This is a genomic window from Streptomyces sp. NBC_01304, assembly GCF_035975855.1.
GTDB lineage: Bacteria > Actinomycetota > Actinomycetes > Streptomycetales > Streptomycetaceae > Streptomyces.
The window spans coordinates 5,483,112-5,496,788 of record NZ_CP109055.1; the positions used below are offsets into that span (position 1 = coordinate 5,483,112).

Here is a 13,677-nt window from a genome sequence, read left to right on the forward strand (position 1 = left end):
ATTACGCTGGGCTACGGCTTGAACCGGACGCCGCGAGGCGTGAGCTTGGGGGTGGCTGTCACCATGGCCAACATCCGCGATCTGGATCCCGGCGCTTCGCCGCTGGACTACTACGGCTCGGAACTGCGCCGCCTGCGCGAGGACGCGGACCTCAGACAAGGGGAGCTGGGCTCCGTCGTCTTCTGCTCCGGCTCACTGATCGGCCAGATCGAGACGGCCCACAAGGTCCCCACCCGCGAGCTCTCGGAGCGGCTCGACGCCGCACTCGGCTCGGACGGGCACTTCACGCGGCTCGTGGGCCTTGTGCTGCGCAGCCAGTTGCCGACGTGGTTCCAGGCGTACGCGGAGCTGGAAGCGAAGGCCGCGTACATCTCCACCTACCAGGCCCAGTTGGTGTACGGCCTGCTGCAGACCGAGGCGTACGCACGGGCCGTACTCGGCGTACGCGGCGAGGACGACCTCGACACCAAGGTCGCCGCGCGACTGGAGCGCCAGCGGATCCTGGAGCGCGAGGAACCGCCGCTGATCTGGGTCGTACTGAGCGAGGCGGTGCTGCACCAGGAGATCGGCGGCCCGGAGGTCATGCGAAACCAACTCGCCCATCTGTTGGGTACGCGGCAGCGGGAGTGGGTGCGGTTGCAGGTTCTGCCGTTTGAGGTGGGTGAGCATGCGGGACTGCCGGGCACGTTCAATCTCTTGCGCTTCGATGGCGACCCGGACCTCGTCTACACCGAGGACTTCGTCCAGGGCCACATGACCGCCAACCCGCAAGCTCTCAGGGAGGGTTCGCTCCGTTACGATCATTTGCAGGCTGCCGCGCTCTCCGTAGAGAAATCGGCGGCACTGATCGCCCGCGTATCGGAGGAGCGTTATGGACAGGCAGCTGGACCTGACGGCCGCGCTGTGGCGTAAGTCCTCGTACAGCAGCGACACCGGCGGCGACTGCATCGAGTGCGCCCCCCTGGACGGCGCCGCATGGCGTAAGTCCTCGTACAGCGGAGACACCGGCGGCGAGTGCGTCGAGATCGCTCACCTCAACCCCCACGTCGCCGTCCGCGACTCCAAGAACCCCCAAGGCCCCGCCTTCACCGTCAGCCCCGAAGCCTTCGCCCGCTTCGTCGAGGCCGCTGTGCAGGGGGAGCTCTAGCTGTTCTGTCCCGGGAGGTTGTGGACGGGCCGACATCTCAGTCTCCAAGATCCCCGACCTCGTCACCCGCGATCAGCTCTGCGTCTCCTCGTGGCGTCCAATAGCGGCCGCATCGGGTACGAGGAGCAGCTTGCCGGTGGTACGCCGAGCCTCCAGATCGCTGTGGGCCTGGGCGGCCTCGGACAATGCGTAGCGGCCCGTCACGGTGACCTCAAGCGCCTTGGAGCGCACCCACTCGAACACATCGGCGGCCCGTCGGAGCAGTTCGGACCGATCGGCGATGAAGTCCCCGAGGCTGGGCCGGATCAGGGTCAGCGAACCGCCATGGGCGAGCCGAATCGGATCAAACGGCGGCACGGCACCACTTGCCGCGCCGAAGAGCACGAGATGGCCGCGGGTTCGCAGGCTGGCGAGGCTCGCATCGAAGGTGTGCGCGCCGACGCCGTCGAAGACAACCGGCAGTCCCTGACCGCCGTTGAGCCGCCTCACCTCGGTTGCGAGATCGTCGACTGCGGAGGAAAGGATCACCTCAGCGGCCCCGGCACGCTTCGCCAGCTCGGCCTTGGCCGTGGTCGACGTCGTGCCGATCACCCTGCCGCCGAGATGGGTGATGAGCTGGGTCAAAAGCAGCCCCATGCCGCCGGCAGCCGCATGCACGAGCACCGTGTCGCCCCCCTGAACCGGGTAGGCGTCCTTGACGAGATAGTGCGCGGTCATGCCTTGGAGGAGCACGGCGGCGGCTGTCTCGAAGCCGATGTCGTCGGGCAGCGGCACCAGCCGGGAGGAGTCCACGACGGCCCGCTCGGCATACGTGCCGGGAATCTCCACCCAACCGACCCGGTCCCCGACTGCGACGTCAGCGACGCCGGGTCCCACTTCGACGACCGTGCCGGCGCCCTCGGCGCCCGGGGTGAAGGGCAGCGGGAGGCTGTACCGGCCTTCGCGGTGGTAGACGTCGAGGAAGTTGACCCCGGATGCGGCGACCTCCACGACCGCCTCGCCCGGACCCGGCCGCGGCTGGTCCACCTCGGCCTCCTGCAGCACCTCGGGACCGCCCACTTCGTACACCTGAATCGCTCGCATGACCCTCCAATAACGGCTCATCCCCCACCAACCCCGTTGATGGCGATCCGATTCCCGGAAAGCAGACCAGCCCGCCGCCCCCACCGAGAGCTGAGACGCCTGCTTTGCACCGGGTCCGGGACAGGAGACCGAGGCCGAGGCCGAGGCCGAGGCCGAGGCCGTCAAGGGTCCACCGCACTCGCAGGCAAACCACCCGCAAGCCGCGTCCCCAACCTAACGAGGCAATACATCTAGCCGGCGAAACTGATCAACTGCCTGATTGCGTGGCTGGTGGGGGTGGGTGGTTGCGCGGACCTCCGTCTGTTTCGTCACTGGCTGCGGGTGCTCTTTTGGCTGGCTTTCCCCAACTGATGTCAGTACGGGGCCCAGGGGGGAAGTTGCCGGTGATGGAAGAGGCGGGGGAAGAGCAAAGACGAAAGACAAAGACCGCAGCGAGGGGAGGGGATGGAGGGGGTGGGCTGGGGCTCGGAGGGTGGGCGAGGGAAGGGCGCGGGCTCGGGCTCGGGCTCGGAGAGCGGGCGCGGGCTCGGAGGCTGGGCGAGGGAAAGGCGCGGGCTCGGAGAGCGGGCGCGGGCTCGGAGGCTGGGCGAGGGAAAGGCGCGGGCTCGGAGAGCGGGCGCGGGCTCGGAGAGCGGGCGAGGGAAGGGAGAGCGGGCGAGGGAAGGGAGCGGGCGAGGGCTCGGAGGGCGGGTTGGGGGCCTAGTGGGGGAAAAGGGGCAACAGAACCAGCACAAAAGGGACGCTCTTGCGCCCCATTTCCCCCACTAAGCCTTCAGGCGCCGCCCTCCGCCGCCTCGTGACGGGAAAGGAGCTCGCCTAACGGGCAAACCGGGCACCTCGACGCCACTTTCCGCACTGCTAGCCCCAGCGTCCCGGCCCCGGGCTCGCGCCTCCCCCACCCGAGCGCGCACTCCCCGCCCCGGGCCTGCACTTCCCCGTCCCGGGCCCGCACTTCCCCGTCCCGAGCCCGCACCTCCCCCCGCCGGGCCCGCACTTCCCCGTCCCGAGCCCGCACCTCCCCCCACCGGACCCGCACTTCCCGTGCCGGGCCCGCACCTCCCCCCGCCTAGCCCGCACCCCCAGCCCCGGGCCCGCACCTCCCCCGCCGGGCCCGCACCTCCCCTCCAGCCCCCTCCCCCCTCCGTCCCCTTCTCTCGCTGCGGTCTTTGTCTTTGCCCTGCCCCCACCTCTTCCATCACCGGCAGCCACCTCCCTGGGCCCCGTACTGACAGCAATTGGGGAAAGCCAGCCAAGAGAGCACCCGCAGCCAGCAACGAAACAGACGGAGGTCCGCGCAACCACCCACCCCCACCAGCCACGCAATCAGGCAGTTGAGCAGTTGAGCAGTTGCCCCTACCCCTCCCCACCCTCCGCCCCCACCGCACAGCCAGCCCCAGCCCCAGCCCCAGACCCAACCCCAGCCCCAGCCCCAACCCCAGCCGCCCCCTCCGCCGGAAACAGGATCGGGCTGATCAGGTACCGCGTCCGCTCCGGCGAGGGCTCCTGGCCGATCCGGCGTACCAGCACGTCCCGCAACTCGCCGATCAGCTCGCCCAGTTCATCCGGGCTGAGCCACATCGCATGCTGCCGGTACCCCACCAGGTCGGCGGCAGGGTCGGCGTCGGGCCGGTCGAGGTAGGCGTTGAACTCGGCCAGCAGCGTCGCCATCGCCACGGCGAACACCTGCCGGTGCCCCTCGACCGAGACGGACGCGGCGGCATCCGCGTCGATCACGGCGCGCTCCCGCCGCAGCCGGTAGCGGCGCTCGACCGCACCCCGCACGCGCTGCTCGCCCTCGACTTCGAGCAGGCCCCCATCGGCGAGCAGGCCGACGTGGCGGTACACCGTCGCCTTCGACACGTCGGGCAGCAGCGCGCACAACTGCGAGGTGGTCAGCGTCCGTTCGCCGGACATCGCGTGCACGATGCGCAGCCGTACGGGATGCAGAAGCAGGTCGACCGTGTCCATGCCTGAACGATCTCATGAGTGATACCGTTCTCAAACTTGAGACCGTAAGGCGGGAGCGGCGCATGACCGGCACGACGACCACACCTCCCCTCGGGCGGCTGCACGACATCGGTGCCGGCCGCCACCTGATGCTGCACCGCTCCGGCACCGGCGGCCCCACCGCGGTGTTCCTGGCAGGGGTGGGCATGATGAGCCTGGACTACCTGAACATCCACCGCCGTGTCGCCGAGTCGACCACGAGCGTCCTCTACGACCGTGGCGGCAACGGCTGGAGCTACCCCGCCCAACTCCCCCGCACGGCAGGTGAAGTCACCGACGAACTGCGCCAGTTGCTGCACGACGCCGACGTTCCCGGACCGTACCTGCTGATCGGCCACTCCCTGGGCGGCGCCTACGCGCGCCACTACGCGAGGCGATTCCCGCACGAGGTGGCCGGGCTGCTGCTGCTCGACCCCTTCCATGAGGACCTGGCGGTCCGGGCGCCCCGGCAGGCGCGGGAGAGGCTCGACGCGATGATGGAGCAGATGGGGAGTCAGGAGTCGGAGTCGGAGTCAGAGTCAGAGTCGGAGTCGGAGTCGGTCGAGTTCACGGCGGAACAGCTCGAACAGGCCCGAGCCCAGCTCGTCCAGCACTTCGCCCCTTGGCCGGAGGCGGTCCGTGGGCCGCTGGCCGAGCGGCACCTCGACACCTGGCGAACCGCCGGGCGGGAGAACCAGAACCTGTACGACAAGGTCGCCGACGAACTCCGCGACGCCCCCGCCACCCCGGACGTACCCCTGATCGTGCTCACGGCGATGGGCCACGACGCGACCCAGGCCCACTTGTGGCCCGCGGAACTTCTGCACGAGATCAACGAGCTCAAGCGCACGCTGCACGCCGAGTTGGCAGCCGAGTCTCCGTACGGCGAGCAGCGGGTTCTCGGTGACGCGGGGCACGGGTGGCTGCACGAGGAGCGGCCGGACGCGGTGACTCAGGCCGTCAACGACCTGCTCTCGCGCGCCAGTTGACGATGGCGCGCATCAGGAGGCCTATCAGGGCGCGCATCAGAACGCGTATCAGAACGCGTCGTCCGCGAGCAGCGACAGCGCCCTGCCTCGCGGGAGTGCGCGGATGACCCTGGCCATGAAGGCGTTGGCGCGCCCGGGGACGACCGTGGGCCGGCGGTGTCGGCGTAGGGCCTTCAGGGCGGAAGTGACGACGGCCCCGGGTTCCATGACCAGCGCGGACGGGACGTCGTCGTGCAGGCCGGGGCGTGTGGCCGTCGGGCCCGGGCAGAGGGCCAGTACTTGGACTCCGCGCGGCTTCTGCTCGTACCAGAGCGCTTCCGAGAAGGACGCGACGAAGGCCTTGGTCGCGCTGTAGACGGCCTGCCCGGGCTTGGGCGTGAAGGCGAGAGTGGAGGCGACGTTGACCAGGGCCGCTCCGGGGCGCGCGGCGGCGAGGAAGGCGTGGGAGAGGGTGACGACCGCCTCGCAGTTCAGGCGGATCATCGGGCCGGCCCGGTCCACGGGGGTGTCGGTGAAGGGGCCGGCGTGGGCGAGGCCCGCGTTGTTGACCAGGAGGTCGTAGGGGGCGCCCTTAGTGCCCTTCGCGTCCGTCAGGGCGTCCGCGACCGTGCCGATCCCCTCGGGCGTGGCCAGGTCCGCCACGATGAAGTCGTGGTCCCCCGGGCCGAGTTCGGACAGTTCGGCCAGTTCGGCAAGTTCGGCCATGAGGGCCAGCAGTCGGTGCTCGGTGCGGGCGACGGCTGTGACCGTATGGCCCTCGGCCGCCAGGGCCAGCGCGAAGGCTCGGCCCAGGCCCTCGGAGGCGCCCGTGATCAGCGCGCGGCGGTGGGGTTCGGGTTCGGTGCTCACTTCTCCGCCTTCGGGGCCGTCTCGGGGGCGTAGAGGAAGGAGAAGCGCTCCATCACGTTCGCCCGCTGGGTGTTCTGGAAGGCCGCGACGCGCCAGGCGCCGTCCGTGTCGCGGACCAGGGTGTACGTCTGGACCTTGGTCAGGTCCGTCGCGCTGGGCTTGTCGCCGGTGTAGTCGTCGCCGCGCGTGGTGACGACGGCGGCGTCCTTCCCGAGGAAGCGCAGGTTGAGGTAACTCGCCGCGAGCTGCGTGTCCTTGACGAACTCCTTGAACAGCGCCTGGTGGCCCTGCGTGATGTCGTCCCGGCCCTCGTAGTGGCTGCCGACGTACGTGGTGTACGTGGCGTCCTCGGTGAACTGACGGCCGTACGCGTCCGCGTCGCCCTCACCCCAGGCGTCGATGAGCGCATCGAGGGTGGCGCAGACGGCCTGGCCGTCGGCCCGGTCGGCGCCCGCCGGGATCACCTTGGCGCAGGCATCCGTGCCGGTGCGCTTCACGTCGGAGGTCTGGTCGAGGTAGAGGTACCCGCCGCCGGCCCCGAGGGCGAGGACGGCGGCCGCGATCAGGGCGGAGCGCTTGACGATCTTCTTGGTCTTGGCGGTCATGGCGTTCATGGCAGTACCTCTCAGTCAGTCAGTCAGTCGGCCGGACAGTCGGCCGGCCGGGCGAGCACGGTGGATGACTGCAGCCGCCGCGTTGATTAGACTGGCGCAACAACTGCACGCATGCATTATCTGCACACGTGCAGATATTAGGCAAGGGGAAAGGTGTCGCGATGGCGGAGATGGCAGAGCAGGACGACCGGCGTGCGGTCTTCCGGGACTACGTCGATGCCGTGGGGCTGCACGCCATGGCGGGCGCGGAGGCGGCCGGCCTCCAGGCGTCGGAGTGGTACGCGCTCAGCCGCATCACCCTGGAGGGCGGGCTCACCTCGGGCGAACTCGCGGCCGGGACAGGGCTCACGACGGGCGCGACGACCCGGCTGATCGACCGGCTGGAGCGCGCCGGATACGTACGCCGCGCCGCCGACCCGGCCGACCGGCGCAAGGTCGTGGTCGAGGCCGTACCCGGCGCGCTCGCGGAGGTCGAGGGGGCGGTGGGCCCGGCCCGGCGGCGGATCGGCGCGGTCCTCGCCGAGTTCACCCCGGAGCAACAGGACGTGCTCTTCGCCTACTTCACCCGCGCGGCCCCGGCGTTCCGCGAGGCGACGAACGAGATCCGCGAGGCCACGCACGGGCGCAAGAAGGACGGCAAGGACGGCAAGGACCGCGAGGGCGGCAAGGCGAAGCCCCGCTGAATCCGGGCAACCCTCACCCCCAATCCCAGCCCCTGACAGCCGGCCCCACGCCGGGCCTGTCAGGGGCTGATCGTTTTCTGTCAGCGCGCTGTCAGCCGCGCCCGGCAGTCTCCTGCCCATCGAGAACGACAGTGCTGCCCAGGCGCCGATCCGCAATCACGCAGTCACGCAGTCGACCGAACCGAACCAACCGGGAGCCCCACCATGGCTACGTTCCTTTCCAAGCTCGGCCGCCTCGCCTTTCGGCGAAGGGGGGTGATGGTGCTCCTCTGGCTGCTGATATTCGGCGGCGTCGGCTTCGCCGCCTCCTCCGCGCCCGCACCACCCGCCGACACGTTCTCGATGCCGGGCACCGAGTCGCAGGAGGCCTTCGACCTGCTGACGGAGAAGTTCCCGGACGCGAGCGCCGACGGCGCCAGCGCCCGGGTCGTCGTCCGGGCCCCCGAGGGCAAGAAGATCACCGACCCCGAGCAGAAGGCCGAAGTCGGCAAGCTGGTCGGGGAGTTGGGCACGTCCTCCCCGCAAGTCGTGAGCGCCGCCGACCCGTACAGGACCCCCGAGGTCAGCATCAGCAAGGACGGCACGACCGCCTACACGGTGGTGACGTACAAGGTCTCCGCGATGGAGGTCAGCGACAAGGCGCACGACGCGCAGGAAGCGGCCATCAAGAAGGCCGAGAAGACGGGCCTGACCGTCGAGGCCGGCGGTGACGCCGTCAAGATCGACCAGGCGATGGGCGGCACCGGCGAGCAGATCGGCATCCTGATCTCCGCGGTCGTGCTCGTCCTGACCTTCGGCTCGATGCTCGCGGCGGGCATGCCGCTGCTCACCGCGCTGATCGGGGTCGGGGTCGGCATCTCCGGCATCACCGCCCTCGCCTCCACCTTCGACCTTTCCGCCACCACCTCGACGCTCGCGATGATGATCGGCCTCGCGGTCGGCATCGACTACGCGCTGTTCATCGTGTCCCGCTTCCGCGCCGAGCGGATCGAGGGGCGCACCCCCGAGGAGGCCGCGGGACGCGCCGTCGGCACCGCGGGTTCGGCCGTCGTCTTCGCCGGGCTGACCGTCATCGTCGCCCTCGCCGGACTGGCCGTCGTCAACGTCCCGATGCTCACCAAGATGGGCCTCGCCGCGGCCGGCACCGTCGCGGTCGCCGTGCTCGTCGCGATCACCCTGATCCCCGCCCTGCTCGGCTTCGCCCCGGTCAAGGTGATGGCCCGCAAGACCCGCCTGCAGTACGCCATCAAGCCCCTGTCGGAGAAGAAGCAGGGCGTGGCCGCCAAGCGCGCCGCCAGGCTCGCGAAGAAGGGCGGGCAGGACCGGCCCAACCTCGGCTCCCGCTGGGCGCGTTACGTGCTTCGCCACCCCGTGGCCGTGCTGCTCGTCGGCGTGGTCGGCCTCGGCGCCATCGCCGTACCGGCCGCGAGCCTCGAACTCGGCCTGCCCGGCGAGGGCTCGATGTCGACGAAGACCACGCAGCGCAAGGCGTACGACATGCTCTCGGAGTCCTTCGGGCCCGGGTTCAACGGACCGCTGATGGTCACCGTGCAGGCGGACGACGCCGAGGCGGCGGGCAACAAGGTCGGCGACGCCCTGCGCGACGCGGACGGCGTGGTCTCGGTCTCCCCGGCCGGCGCCAACAAGGCGAACGACACCGCGATCGTCAACGTCATCCCCAAGACCGGCCCGACCGAGAAGAAGACCGAGGAGCTGGTACGCGAACTCCGCGGTGCCGCAGGTGAGTTGGAGCGGACCACCGCGTCCACGATCCTCGTGACCGGCCAGACGGCCATGTTCATCGACTTCTCGAAGACCCTCGACGACGCGCTCCTGCCCTACCTGGGCCTGGTCGTGGGCCTCGCCTTCCTGCTCCTGATGGTGGTCTTCCGCTCGATCCTGGTCCCGCTGAAGGCCGCCCTCGGATTCCTGCTCTCGGTGACCGCCGCACTCGGCGCCGTCGTGGCGGTCTTCCAGTGGGGCTGGCTCGCGGACGTCCTCGGCATCGAGCAGACCGGCCCGATCATGAGCACGATGCCGATCTTCATGATCGGAATCGTCTTCGGCCTCGCGATGGACTACGAGGTCTTCCTGGTCAGCCGGATGCGCGAGTCGTACGCCCACGGGGCACGCCCCGCCGATGCGGTCGTGGACGGCTTCCGGCACGGCGGCCGGGTCGTCGCCGCGGCCGCGGTCATCATGATGAGCGTCTTCTCCGGCTTCATCGTGGAGGACAACGACTTCATCAAGATGATCGGCTTCGCCCTCGCGATCGCCGTCCTCTTCGACGCCTTCGTCGTCCGCATGGCGATCGTGCCCGCGCTCTTCGCCCTGCTCGGCAAGACCGCCTGGTGGCTGCCGAAGTGGCTGGACCGGATCCTGCCGAGGGTGGACGTCGAGGGCGAGAAGCTCGACGCCGCCGCGACCTCCGCTCCGCGGGCACCGCGCCGGGAGAGCACCCTCGTCGGCTGAGTAGTTCCCGAATGGCACCACGATGGCGCCCCCGTACCGACCCCATGGCCGGTACGGGGGCGTCGTCGCATGCGGTGCACGCCAAGTAATTTCGCGAGCATCGCTGCAGCTCAGACAGGATCTTGCGCCATGATGCGAAGTTCTGGCGCCATACAGGGTCGCCATGGCGCCACTCGTGTGCCATAGTGATGACGCAAGCACGGCAGCGCGGAACGCAGTGCATAGCGCCAGACATGCGCCACCTTGAGCCATCTCGTTCGCCATCCCCTCGGACTCCCCGAAAAGAAGGGCCCGCCCACCATGAACACCGCGACCACAGCGGCCTCCAGCACGCGCCCCGCGGCGATCTCCGCCGTCGGACTGCGCAAGTCCTACGGCGACAAGGTGGTGCTCGACGGCATCGACCTGCGCATCCCGGAAGGCTCGGTCTTCGCCCTGCTCGGCCCGAACGGCGCCGGCAAGACCACCACCGTGGAGATCCTGTCCACCCTCATCTCCGCCGACGGCGGCGAGGCGCAGATCGCGGGCCACGACGTCTTCACGGACCCCGCCGGCGTACGCGGCCAGATCGGCGTCACCGGACAGTTCGCGGCGGTCGACGGACTGCTCACCGCCGAGGAGAACCTGCTCCTCATGGCCGACCTGGAGCACCTGCCCCGGCGCGAGGGCAAGCGCCGCGCCGCCGAGCTCCTGGAGCGCTTCGAGCTGACCGAGGCGGCCAGGAAGAACGTCGCCACCTTCTCCGGCGGCATGCGCCGCAAGCTGGACCTGGCGATGAGCCTGGTGGCCCGGCCGAACATCATCTTCCTCGACGAGCCGACCACCGGCCTCGACCCGCGCAGCCGCCGCGTCATGTGGGAGCTCATCCGGGACCAGGTGGCCCAGGGCGTGACCATCTTCCTCACCACGCAGTACCTGGAGGAGGCCGACCAACTCGCCGACCGCATCGCGGTGTTGGACCACGGCAAGCTGGTCGCCGAGGGCACCGCGGCCGAGCTGAAGCGGATGATCCCCGGTGGTCACATCCGCGTCCAGTTCGCCGACGCGGCCCACCTCGACAAGGCGGCCGAACTCTTCGGCGTGGCCACCCGCGACGACGAGTCGCTCACCCTGCAGATCCCCAGCGACGGCTCGATCCCCAATCTCCGCGCGGTCCTCGACGCCCTGGACTCCACCGACGTACAGGCCGAGTCGCTCACCGTGCACACGCCCGACCTGGACGACGTCTTCCTCACCCTGACCGGCCGGCAGAACGCCCCCGCCGCCGCCGCCGCCAACTCCCCGAAGGAGTCGAACCGATGAGCACCGCGACCATCACCCCGGCCAAGGCCACCGAGCCGGCTCGCTCCTACGCCCTGCGCGACTCGATGACGATGCTGCGCCGCAACCTCAAGCACATGCGGCGCTACCCGTCGCTGACGGTCATGATCGTCATGATGCCGATCGTGATGCTGCTGCTGTTCGTGTACGTCTTCGGCGGCACGCTCGGCACCGGCAGCGGCGGCATGACCCGCGGCGAGTACACCAACTACGTGGTCCCCGGCATCATCCTGATGGCCGTGACCTCCGGCGCCCTCTCGACCGCCATCACCGTCTGCACCGACAAGACGGAAGGCATCGTCAACCGCTTCCGTACGATGTCGGTCTCGCGCGGGGCCATGCTCAGCGGCCACGTCTTCGGCAGCGTCGTCCAGGCCGTGGCGATCCTCGTCCTGATCATCGGAGCCTCGCTCGCGGTGGGCTTCCGCCCCGACGCCTCGCCCGTCGAATGGCTCGCCGCCATCGGTCTGCTGCTCTTCCTGTCCTTCGGCCTGAGCTGGATCACCGCCGCGATGGGCATGGGCGCCAAGACCATCGAGTCCGCGTCCAACGCCCCGATGCCGCTGACCTTCCTGCCCTTCCTCGGCAACGCGATCGTCTCCACGGACTCCATGCCGACCGGGCTGCGCTGGTTCGCCGAGTACCAGCCCTTCACCCCGATCATCGACACCCTGCGCGGGCTGCTGCTCGGCACGGAGATCGGCAACACCGGCTGGATCGCCCTGGCCTGGTGCACCGGCCTCGCCGTCCTCGGCTACTGGTGGGCCCGCTCGGTCTTCAACCGCGAGGTCACGCGCTGACCGATCACCCTTTGTCCTCAAACGCCGGACGGGCTGGTAAAACCAGCCCGTCCGGCGTTTGAGGACAATCTTTTGAAGCCGGCGGCAGCCTTACGGGAAGGGGCGGGGCGGGGAGAAAGAAGTAGCCTGATCTTCATGGGAGCGCACCGATCACTGCGCGGCCAGGGCCGGACCCTCGTCGCCGTCGCACTCGGTGGTGCAACGGGAGCCGGCGCCCGCTACGGCGCCTCCCTCATCTGGCCCACCCCCCACGGAACCTTCCCCTGGACCACCCTCGCCGTGAACACCGTGGGCTGCGCACTCATGGGCGTCCTCATGGTGGCCCTCACCGAGGGCAGACCACGACACCCCCTCCTCAAGCCCTTCTTCGGCACGGGAGTGCTCGGCGGCTTCACCACCTTCTCGACGTACGCCGTGGACATCGAGCGCCTCACCGACGCCCAACAGGCCCGCACCGCCCTCGCCTACCTCGCGCTGACCCTGCTGACCGCACTGCTCGCGGTCTGGGCCGCCGCCACGGTCACGCGCAAGCTCCTGCACGGGAGGCGATGAGAGGTGAACTGGATCCTCGTCCTCCTCGGCGGAGCCGTCGGCGCCCCTCTGCGTTATCTCACCGACCGCACCGTCCGGTTGCGGCACGGCGCCGGGGACGGCGGCTTTCCCTGGGGCACCTTCGTCGCCAACGTCACGGCCTGCCTGATCCTGGGCGTGCTGACCGGCGCGGTCCTCGCCGGGGCCGCCTCGTCGCAGCTGGCGCTGCTGCTCGGGACGGGGCTGTGCGGGGCGCTCTCCACGTACTCGACGTTCTCGTACGAGACGCTCAGGCTCGCCGAGTCGGGGGCCCGCTTCCTGGCCGCGATGAACGCCGTGACCAGCGTCGTGGCCGGGCTCGGTGCGGCGTTCGTGGGGATCGCGGTCGCGCAGGGCCTGTGGACGTAGGAACCGCGTACCCGGCAGCGTAGAAACAGTCGTCATGTGCCACTACTGCGGTTGCCGCGACATCCCCCTGATCAAGGAGTTCATCGCCGAGCACGAGCGCGTCACCGACGCCGCGGGCGATGCCCTGCGCGCCCTGGAGCGCGGTGACATCGCCCGCGCCCGTGAGCTGGTCGCCGCGATGGCGGTCGAGCTGGACAAGCACTGGCGGGGCGAGGAGGAGGGGCTCTTCGCGGTGATGCGCGAGGACCCGGAGTACGCGGACTACATCGCGGACCTGGAGGGGGAACACCGGGAGCTCGCCGCCCTGTTGCCCAGGCTCGACCTGGCGGACCCGGCGGACGTACGTACGCTCCACGAGGCCGTCGACGAGCTGCACCATCACATCGCGAAGGAGGAGGACGGGCTCTTCCCGGCCTCGCTCACCGCGCTGTCCGGGGACGAGTGGGACAGGTCCATGGCGGCCTGGAGGTCGGCCCACCCGTCGTCGTCCTGACCGAGTTGACCGACCTCAATGTCCTGACTGTCCTGACTGTCCTGACCACTGTCACTGCCCTGGACCAGCGAGATCTGCGTGACCTTGGGGGCGCGCTCCTCCGTGGTCGCGTTGCCCTCCTGGACGACGAGCAGCACCAGCGCGCTGGTGAGCAGCAGAACCGCTGCCACCGTCACGCCGACCAGATGGATCCTGCGCTGCTCCTGGATCTGCTCCTGAGCCTTCATCGGATTCCTCATGGACCGAGGCAAGCACGCCGGCACCGGCGAAATCGAGGCAAATGGCCTGTTGTCGCCGAACGG

At 69.8% G+C, this 13,677-nt stretch carries 15 protein-coding genes; 10 read left to right on the plus strand and 5 right to left on the minus strand.

The genetic code is table 11. The features are described from left to right. The first annotated feature begins 63 nt into the window (after positions 1-63). Positions 64-912 carry a helix-turn-helix domain-containing protein gene (locus OG430_RS24270; protein ID WP_327354694.1) on the plus strand — a complete coding sequence of 283 codons (849 nt, stop codon included), beginning with the start codon at positions 64-66 and terminating at the stop codon, positions 910-912. After that, positions 872-1,147: a DUF397 domain-containing protein gene (locus OG430_RS24275; RefSeq protein WP_327354695.1), complete on the plus strand. Its 276-nt coding sequence runs from the start codon at positions 872-874 to the stop codon at positions 1,145-1,147. Before OG430_RS24270 ends, OG430_RS24275 begins: the two co-directional genes overlap by 41 nt. A 72-nt stretch (positions 1,148-1,219) precedes the next feature. Here OG430_RS24275 and OG430_RS24280 read toward each other — a convergent pair whose 3' ends face one another. Together OG430_RS24280 and OG430_RS24285 are read right to left on the minus strand one after the other, a co-directional pair. Continuing rightward, positions 1,220-2,230 carry a quinone oxidoreductase family protein gene (locus OG430_RS24280; RefSeq protein WP_327354696.1) on the minus strand — a complete coding sequence of 337 codons (1,011 nt, stop codon included), beginning with the start codon at positions 2,228-2,230 and terminating at the stop codon, positions 1,220-1,222. Between the two features lie 1,353 nt (positions 2,231-3,583). Then, a complete protein-coding gene (locus tag OG430_RS24285; protein WP_327354697.1) occupies positions 3,584-4,198 on the minus strand; it encodes a helix-turn-helix domain-containing protein in 615 nt (204 codons plus the stop codon). Positions 4,199-4,260: 62 nt separating this feature from the next. Here OG430_RS24285 and OG430_RS24290 point away from each other — a divergent pair, with 62 nt between their 5' ends. Beyond that, positions 4,261-5,205 (plus strand): alpha/beta fold hydrolase, encoded by a 945-nt coding sequence (locus tag OG430_RS24290; RefSeq protein ID WP_327354698.1) that lies wholly within the window; start codon positions 4,261-4,263, stop codon positions 5,203-5,205. 48 nt (positions 5,206-5,253) lie between these two features. Here OG430_RS24290 and OG430_RS24295 read toward each other — a convergent pair whose 3' ends face one another. Next, a complete protein-coding gene (locus tag OG430_RS24295) occupies positions 5,254-6,054 on the minus strand; it encodes an SDR family NAD(P)-dependent oxidoreductase (protein WP_327354699.1) in 801 nt (266 codons plus the stop codon). Beyond that, positions 6,051-6,668: an SgcJ/EcaC family oxidoreductase gene (locus tag OG430_RS24300; RefSeq protein WP_327354700.1), complete on the minus strand. Its 618-nt coding sequence runs from the start codon at positions 6,666-6,668 to the stop codon at positions 6,051-6,053. Before OG430_RS24300 ends, OG430_RS24295 begins: the two co-directional genes overlap by 4 nt. Positions 6,669-6,829: 161 nt before the next feature. On the opposite strand from OG430_RS24300, the gene OG430_RS24305 reads away from it, so the two are divergent. The 7 genes from OG430_RS24305 to OG430_RS24335 all read left to right on the plus strand — a co-directional run bounded on the left by OG430_RS24305 (position 6,830) and on the right by OG430_RS24335 (position 13,375). After that, positions 6,830-7,351: a MarR family winged helix-turn-helix transcriptional regulator gene (locus tag OG430_RS24305; protein WP_327354701.1), complete on the plus strand. Its 522-nt coding sequence runs from the start codon at positions 6,830-6,832 to the stop codon at positions 7,349-7,351. Positions 7,352-7,555: 204 nt separating this feature from the next. After that, positions 7,556-9,823: an MMPL family transporter gene (locus OG430_RS24310; RefSeq protein ID WP_327354702.1), complete on the plus strand. Its 2,268-nt coding sequence runs from the start codon at positions 7,556-7,558 to the stop codon at positions 9,821-9,823. A gap of 300 nt (positions 9,824-10,123) precedes the next feature. Beyond that, complete coding sequence (locus OG430_RS24315; protein WP_327354703.1) at positions 10,124-11,125, plus strand: ATP-binding cassette domain-containing protein; 1,002 nt, start codon at positions 10,124-10,126, stop codon at positions 11,123-11,125. Continuing rightward, on the plus strand, positions 11,122-11,943 hold the full coding sequence (locus OG430_RS24320) for an ABC transporter permease (protein WP_327354704.1): 822 nt from the start codon (positions 11,122-11,124) through the stop codon (positions 11,941-11,943). Before OG430_RS24315 ends, OG430_RS24320 begins: the two co-directional genes overlap by 4 nt. A 135-nt stretch (positions 11,944-12,078) precedes the next feature. After that, positions 12,079-12,495, plus strand: coding sequence for a fluoride efflux transporter CrcB (gene crcB / locus OG430_RS24325; RefSeq protein WP_327354705.1), 417 nt, complete (start codon positions 12,079-12,081; stop codon positions 12,493-12,495). 3 nt (positions 12,496-12,498) lie between these two features. Then, a complete protein-coding gene (locus OG430_RS24330) occupies positions 12,499-12,882 on the plus strand; it encodes a fluoride efflux transporter FluC (RefSeq protein ID WP_327354706.1) in 384 nt (127 codons plus the stop codon). 34 nt (positions 12,883-12,916) lie between these two features. Then, positions 12,917-13,375 (plus strand): hemerythrin domain-containing protein, encoded by a 459-nt coding sequence (locus OG430_RS24335; protein WP_327354707.1) that lies wholly within the window; start codon positions 12,917-12,919, stop codon positions 13,373-13,375. Here OG430_RS24335 and OG430_RS24340 read toward each other — a convergent pair. After that, positions 13,261-13,614 carry a hypothetical protein gene (locus OG430_RS24340; protein ID WP_327354708.1) on the minus strand — a complete coding sequence of 118 codons (354 nt, stop codon included), beginning with the start codon at positions 13,612-13,614 and terminating at the stop codon, positions 13,261-13,263. The two genes, OG430_RS24335 and OG430_RS24340, sit on opposite strands and share 115 nt — an antisense overlap. Positions 13,615-13,677 lie beyond the last annotated feature (63 nt).

What these genes read in the sequence shown, in the direction of transcription:
- OG430_RS24310 (WP_327354702.1), top strand. Translation starts at nt 7,556, where the DNA reads ATGGCTACGTTCCTTTCCAAGCTCGGCCGCCTCGCCTTTCGGCGAAGG.
- OG430_RS24280 (WP_327354696.1), bottom strand. Translation starts at nt 2,230, where the DNA reads ATGCGAGCGATTCAGGTGTACGAAGTGGGCGGTCCCGAGGTGCTGCAG.
- OG430_RS24300 (WP_327354700.1), bottom strand. Translation starts at nt 6,668, where the DNA reads ATGAACGCCATGACCGCCAAGACCAAGAAGATCGTCAAGCGCTCCGCC.
- OG430_RS24335 (WP_327354707.1), top strand. Translation starts at nt 12,917, where the DNA reads ATGTGCCACTACTGCGGTTGCCGCGACATCCCCCTGATCAAGGAGTTC.
- OG430_RS24340 (WP_327354708.1), bottom strand. Translation starts at nt 13,614, where the DNA reads ATGAGGAATCCGATGAAGGCTCAGGAGCAGATCCAGGAGCAGCGCAGG.
- OG430_RS24315 (WP_327354703.1), top strand. Translation starts at nt 10,124, where the DNA reads ATGAACACCGCGACCACAGCGGCCTCCAGCACGCGCCCCGCGGCGATC.
- OG430_RS24275 (WP_327354695.1), top strand. Translation starts at nt 872, where the DNA reads ATGGACAGGCAGCTGGACCTGACGGCCGCGCTGTGGCGTAAGTCCTCG.
- OG430_RS24270 (WP_327354694.1), top strand. Translation starts at nt 64, where the DNA reads ATGGCCAACATCCGCGATCTGGATCCCGGCGCTTCGCCGCTGGACTAC.
- OG430_RS24290 (WP_327354698.1), top strand. Translation starts at nt 4,261, where the DNA reads ATGACCGGCACGACGACCACACCTCCCCTCGGGCGGCTGCACGACATC.
- OG430_RS24320 (WP_327354704.1), top strand. Translation starts at nt 11,122, where the DNA reads ATGAGCACCGCGACCATCACCCCGGCCAAGGCCACCGAGCCGGCTCGC.
- crcB (WP_327354705.1), top strand. Translation starts at nt 12,079, where the DNA reads ATGGGAGCGCACCGATCACTGCGCGGCCAGGGCCGGACCCTCGTCGCC.
- OG430_RS24305 (WP_327354701.1), top strand. Translation starts at nt 6,830, where the DNA reads ATGGCGGAGATGGCAGAGCAGGACGACCGGCGTGCGGTCTTCCGGGAC.
- OG430_RS24285 (WP_327354697.1), bottom strand. Translation starts at nt 4,198, where the DNA reads ATGGACACGGTCGACCTGCTTCTGCATCCCGTACGGCTGCGCATCGTG.